General features: G+C 35.3%; 1 protein-coding gene. It reads left to right on the top strand.

The features are described from left to right. Positions 1-1,358 (top strand): phage tail protein (locus WKS98_RS09895; protein ID WP_498918937.1); only part of this gene is annotated, 1,358 nt, incomplete at its 5' end. Between the last annotated feature and the right edge of the window lie 142 nt (positions 1,359-1,500).

Genomic DNA, 1,500 nt, shown 5'->3' with positions numbered 1-1,500 from the left:
TCATCTCCATATGGGAAACTATTAAGGAATCAACAGTTTCTATTTGGAATGGAATAAAAGAATTCTTCGTAAATCTATGGCAAGGGATATCTGATTCATGGACAAGTATCTGGACTGAAATCACAAGTTTTCTATCAGAATTTTGGTCTGGATTTATTGAAGGAGTGAAGAATACTTGGAAAGGCATCAAGGACTTCTTTGCCAATCTATGGAATGGACTTTCTGAAGGATGGAACAGCATCTGGACATCTATAACAACTTTTCTAACTGAGTCTTGGAATACCTTTATTGAGGGAGCTAAGAGTTTATGGCAAAGTTTAGGAGAATTCTTTACAAGTCTATGGACAGGAATCCAAACAACTTTTACCAATATATGGACAGCTATTTCAACTACAACTACAGAAGTATTTACAGCAGTTGGAGAGTTTATAAAAACTACTTGGGAAGGTATCAAGACTTTAATTTCAACACTTCTTGATGCAATCAAAGTAAAAGTTGAGACTATTTGGAATGGACTAAAAGAGTTTTTAACAACAGTCATTACTGCCATTGGAGAATTTATTTCTACATCCTGGACCAATATAAAAACGACTATTGAAACTATATTGACTTCTATTAAGACATTTCTTGAATCAATCTGGAATGGGATAAAGACTTTTATCTCATCAACAATGAATAATATTAAGACCTTTGTTTCATCTGCTTGGAATTCTATAAAGTCGACTATTTCATCTGTAGTGAATTCTGCAAAGTCAGCAGTATCGTCTGCATTTAATTCGATGAGATCAAGTATCTCATCGACCATGTCAAATATTCAGTCAACTATTAGAAATGGATTTAATAATGCGGTGAATCATATTAAGAACTTAGCATCTCAAGCATATACATGGGGAGCTGATATGATTAACGGAATTGCTAGAGGGATTAGAAGTGCAATTAGCAATGTGACATCTGCAGTATCGAATGTGGCATCAACTATTAGGTCTTACCTACACTTTTCTGTTCCAGATGTTGGGCCATTAACTGATTATGAATCTTGGATGCCAGACTTTATGGAAGGCTTGTCAAAAGGAATCGAAAAAAGTAGGAGATTAGTTCAATCTTCTATGAAAAATGTCGCAAGTGATATGGTTTTAAGTCCAAATATATCAGCTATTGGTATAGGTGCGCATGCTAAAGAATCTGCTGTAAGTGGCATTGATATAGGAAGACAAATATCCGATGCACTTGCAAACATCAATTTAAAATCTGAAAATTCAGGAGATATAGTTATACCAGTTTATCTTGGAGGTACACTCCTTGATGAAGTTATTGTCAATGCATCTATGCGCAAGAATTTAAGGAGTGGAGGTAGATAATGACCTAACCCAAAATCTGTGATTTTGTTGGTAGGTCAGATGCAGTCTCACCCCATGAACAAGGAGCAAAGCGACGCAGTGAATGGAGGTGTAGTCGTATAATGAAATATCAATCATATTTAATTATTGAAGGAGTAGACCT

The sequence above is a fragment of the Lagierella sp. ICN-221743 genome (assembly GCF_037890055.1).
GTDB lineage: Bacteria > Bacillota > Clostridia > Tissierellales > Peptoniphilaceae > Mediannikoviicoccus.
Note: the sequence above shows the minus strand (reverse complement) of the source record. Positions and strands in the feature narration are given on the sequence as shown.